At 67.1% G+C, this 3,920-nt stretch carries 4 protein-coding genes; all 4 read right to left on the bottom strand.

Annotated elements, in window-relative coordinates; genetic code table 11:
- On the bottom strand, positions 1 to 468 hold a 468-nt coding region (locus tag VN419_RS13675), incomplete at its 3' end, for a GAF domain-containing protein (RefSeq protein ID WP_325647772.1).
- 30 nt (positions 469 to 498) lie between these two features.
- Positions 499 to 1,098, bottom strand: coding sequence for an indolepyruvate oxidoreductase subunit beta (locus VN419_RS13670; protein WP_325647771.1), 600 nt, complete (start codon positions 1,096 to 1,098; stop codon positions 499 to 501).
- On the bottom strand, positions 1,095 to 2,975 hold the full coding sequence (iorA, locus tag VN419_RS13665) for an indolepyruvate ferredoxin oxidoreductase subunit alpha (RefSeq protein ID WP_325647770.1): 1,881 nt from the start codon (positions 2,973 to 2,975) through the stop codon (positions 1,095 to 1,097). Before iorA ends, VN419_RS13670 begins: the two co-directional genes overlap by 4 nt.
- 17 nt (positions 2,976 to 2,992) lie before the next feature.
- The gene (locus VN419_RS13660; RefSeq protein ID WP_325647769.1) at positions 2,993 to 3,685 is read right to left on the bottom strand and encodes a tetratricopeptide repeat protein; all 693 of its coding nucleotides are present in this window, start codon (positions 3,683 to 3,685) and stop codon (positions 2,993 to 2,995) included.
- Between the last annotated feature and the right edge of the window lie 235 nt (positions 3,686 to 3,920).

Below are 3,920 nucleotides of genomic sequence, written 5' to 3'. Positions count from 1 at the left end.
CGCCAGCTCCGCCTCGGGCATGATGGGCAGGTCGGCGGAGAGCGCCCCGAGCACCTCGTTCACCCCGTGGCGGGTGATGGTCACGGGCACGCTGACAAAGGCCAGGGTCTGCAGCTCCTCCGGGGAGCGGCCAAAGGCCTTGTTCAGGAACTCGCTGTTTTCAGAGAGTTTGGGGATGATGATGGCCTTGCCCGTCTCGTACACCTGGCCAACGACGCCCTGGCCGGGGGTATAGGTGACGGGGATGGAGCGCGTGGGGCTGTGCGCCAGGGAAAGGCGCAGGCTTTCGGATTCCGGGTCCATGATGACCAGGAACACGCGCAGGTAGCCCATCTGCTTGGAAAGCACCTTGAGCAGGCCGCCCAGGCTTTCCTCCAGCGGGGCGCCGGGGGAAAGCTCGCGCAATATGCTGCGCAGGGCGATGAGGCTGCCTTCTGGGGCGCTGGCGTGGGCTTCAGTTTTCGGCATGAGGTTCGCTGTCCTTGCTGCGCGTGGGCTCTAGGCGGGGCAGGCCGCGCCCAGGTTCAGGGCTTTCAGGTTTATCTCGGCCACCTTGGGCTTCATGGTGGCGCGGATGGTCTCTTCCACCACCTCGCGGCCAAAGGGCAGCACGCCGAGCGCGCACAGGGCGCCCAACAGCGCGATGTTGCCGCTCTGCACGGCCCCGGCCTGAAGGCCCAGGGTGCGGCAGGGCAGGAAGCAGGCCGTGGCGCAGCGCGCGGTGATCTTGGCGCGGATCTCCTCCACGCTGGGAGCGGTCTCCTTGCCGGTGGCCACGGAGAGCGGCGCCAGGCACTCGGTGCTGGAGAGCACCAGCCCGCCGGGCTTCAGGTAGGGCAGGGCGCGCAGGGTCTCCAGAGGCTCGAAGCCCAGCAGGATGTCCGCCTCGCCATGGCCGATCTTGGGGCTCTTGTAGCCGATCAAGAGGGTGGACTCGACCACGCCGCCGCGCTGGGCCATGCCGTGGATCTCGCCGGAGGTGACGGGCAGGCCGGCGGCCAGCGCCGCGCGGGCCAGCAGCGTAGTGGCGGTGAGGGTTCCCTGGCCGCCGACGCCGGTCATGAAGATGCGCAACCGGGTGTTGTTCGGGGTGCTCATTTGGCGTCTCCCTTGCGGGCCTTGATGTTCTTGCAGACCTGGAGGCAGAGCATGCAGCCTGCGCACAGGATGGGGTCGATGGCCATCTTGCCGTCCTCCAGATAGAAGGCCGGGCAGGCCAGGGTGTTCAGGCAGTCGCCGCAGGAGCCGTCCTTGGCCGCTTCGGCGCAGTCGGCGGCGACGTAGGCCACCTGGGTGCGCTTCACGCCGTAGGCGCGCCGGGCGAAGAGCGGGCAGGGCTCCACCGCGATGAGCACGCGCACGCCGGACAGGGCCTTGAGCTCCTCTATGGCCTTCAAGGTGGCCTTCTGGTTCAGCGGGTTCACCGTGCGGATGTGCTCAATGCCGATGCCGCGCACCAGGGGCTCGATGGCCACCATGGACGGGTTGTCGCCCAGGGTGGTCTTGTCCACGCCTGGGTTGGGCTGGTGCCCGGTCATGGCCGTGGTGCGGTTGTCCAGGATGACCACAAGGATGTCGTGGCGGTTGAACACCGCGTTCACCAGGCCGGTGATGCCGGAGTGGAAGAAGGTGGAATCGCCGATGAAGCCGACGACCGTCTGCCCGGCGGCCTTGGCCGCGCCGCAGCCCGCGCTGATGCTCGAACCCATGCAGAGCAGAAAGTCCGCGGCCTTGAGCGGCGGCAGGATGCCGAGCGTGTAGCAGCCGATGTCGGACGAGTACACGGCCGTATCGCCGAAGACCTTGCGCACGGCCACGTAGGTGGCGCGGTGCGGGCACCCGGCGCAGAGGTTGGGCGGGCGGTTGGGCAGGGCCACCACGGGGTCCGTGCCGCAGGAGCAGGCGAGCTGCGCGGGCGCGGGCAGGCCCAGCACCTCGCGCAGGGCGCTCGCCACCATGGCCACGTCGAATTCGCCGAAGCGAGGCATGGGGCCGGGAACTTTGCCCAGGATGGTCAGGCGCATGCCGAGCTTCTGCGCCAGGGCGCGAATCTCGTTCTCCAGCACCGGCTCCAGTTCCTCCAGAATCAGCAGGGTGGAAAGCCCGTGCATGAAGGTGGTGATGAGCCGCTCCGGCAGGGGATAGCTGAAGCCCAGGTCCAGCACCTTCACGTTCTGTCCGGCCAGGTCGGCCTCGGTCAGGGCGTCGGCCAGGTAGGCGCGGCTGATGCCCGAGGCGATGACGCCCACGCTGCCGGAGCCGGAGACCACGTTGTAGGGCGAGGTTTCGGCCAGGGCGCGGGCCTTCTCCAGGGTCTCCAGCAGGCGCAGGTGCATGGGCCGGGCAAAGGCCGGAATGGGCACGAATTTCGACGGATTCTTCTGGAACCCGGCGGGCGCGGGCAGCACCGTGGGCTCGGAAAGCGTCACCGGGCCGCGCAGGTGGTTCACGCGGGTGGTGGTGCGCAAGAGCACCGGCGCGCCGAGGGAACGCGACATGGTAAGCGCCTCACGGGTCATGTCCTTGGCTTCCTGGGCCGTGGCGGGCTCCAGGCAGGGCATGCCGGCGATGCGCGCGTAAATGCGGTTGTCCTGCTCGTTCTGGCTGGAGTGGCAGCCGGGGTCGTCGGCGGAGAGCAGCATGAAGCCGCCCGGGCTGCCCACGTAGGTCAGGGTCAGCAGGGGGTCTGCGGCCACGTTCACGCCCACGTGCTTCATGGTCACCATGGACAGCGCGCCCGCCAGGGTGGCGCCGCCCGCGACCTCAAGGGCCACCTTCTCGTTCACGGAGTACTCGAAGGTGTAGCTTCCCTCGGGCGAGAGGCGGAAGAAGGTGTCCGGCACCTCGGAAGACGGGGTGCCCGGATAGCAGCTGACGAACTGGATGCCGGCCTCAATGGCGCCGCGCACGATGGCCTCGTTGCCGAGGAACAGGTGCGTGGAGCCGGGAGCGCCTGCCAGAAGAGGATGCGCCATGTGTTCCTGTCCTTGTTCTAGCTCTTGGGCTTGAGCTGGTTGGCCTTGAATTCGAAGTAGGGCTTGCCGGAGCCTTCGGCCTTGTTCGCCAGTTCGGCGTAGGCGGCGCTGGCGGCCTGGGTGTCTCCCGCGGCCTCTGCGGCCACGGCCATCTGCCGGGTGATGGCGTTGGCGTAGGCCTCCGGGGCCTTGGCCTTCGCGTTCTCAAGCAGGGTCAGGGCCTCCTTGGGCTTCTCGGCCATGATGAGGCTCTTGGCGTGGCCGATGGCGGCCATGGCCTTCAGGTCCGGCGAGGAGGAACCCTCAAGCTCGGTCCAGGCGCTCACGGCCTTGTCGTACTGCTTGCCGATCATGGCGGCGGCGGCCAGCTCCAGCAGGACCGTGGGCTTCAGGCTGGACGGAGAGTCCTTCAGAAAGGCCTCCAGCGCCTGGATGCGGGCCTCGGGTTCGGTCTTTTCGATGAGGATGACGCCGAGGCTGTCGGCGGCCTTGGCCGCCTGCCCCTTGCGCCAGTGGTTCACGCCGGAATAGGCGGCCACGGCGAGGATGATGATGCCGCAGCCCACGGCGATGGGCTTCAGGTTCGAAGCCAGAAAGTCGAACAGGCGCTGGGAGGTGTCGGGCACGGCCTTCTTGATCTGCTCAAGCTGCTCGACGACGCCGGGATTGACTGGGGTCTCGTTCTGGCTGTTGGGCTTGTTCTCGTCCATGCGGGGGAGCTCCTTGGAAACAGTGATGGCGCACAGACTCGGAAATCGGCCGCGCGCTCTCGGACCAAGGAGGTTTACTCAAAAATGTCAATCAGGTCAAAGCCCAATACCGGGCCTGACGCAAATATCTTATCTGACATTGCAAATTCCTGAAAAGCTGAGGGAAAATCTGACAAATTTGCGCAGGCCCGAATAATGCCCGGCCCCCGCGTTGACTTGGAGGGCCTTCAAGGGT

The sequence above is a fragment of the Humidesulfovibrio sp. genome, assembly GCF_035560995.1.
Classification (GTDB): domain Bacteria; phylum Desulfobacterota; class Desulfovibrionia; order Desulfovibrionales; family Desulfovibrionaceae; genus Humidesulfovibrio.
This window is presented reverse-complemented; position numbering and strand designations above follow the sequence as displayed.

Excerpts from the sequence above, each read along its gene's own strand:
- iorA (WP_325647770.1), bottom strand. The coding sequence starts at position 2,975 with ATGGCGCATCCTCTTCTGGCAGGCGCTCCCGGCTCCACGCACCTGTTC.
- VN419_RS13660 (WP_325647769.1), bottom strand. The coding sequence starts at position 3,685 with ATGGACGAGAACAAGCCCAACAGCCAGAACGAGACCCCAGTCAATCCC.
- VN419_RS13670 (WP_325647771.1), bottom strand. The coding sequence starts at position 1,098 with ATGAGCACCCCGAACAACACCCGGTTGCGCATCTTCATGACCGGCGTC.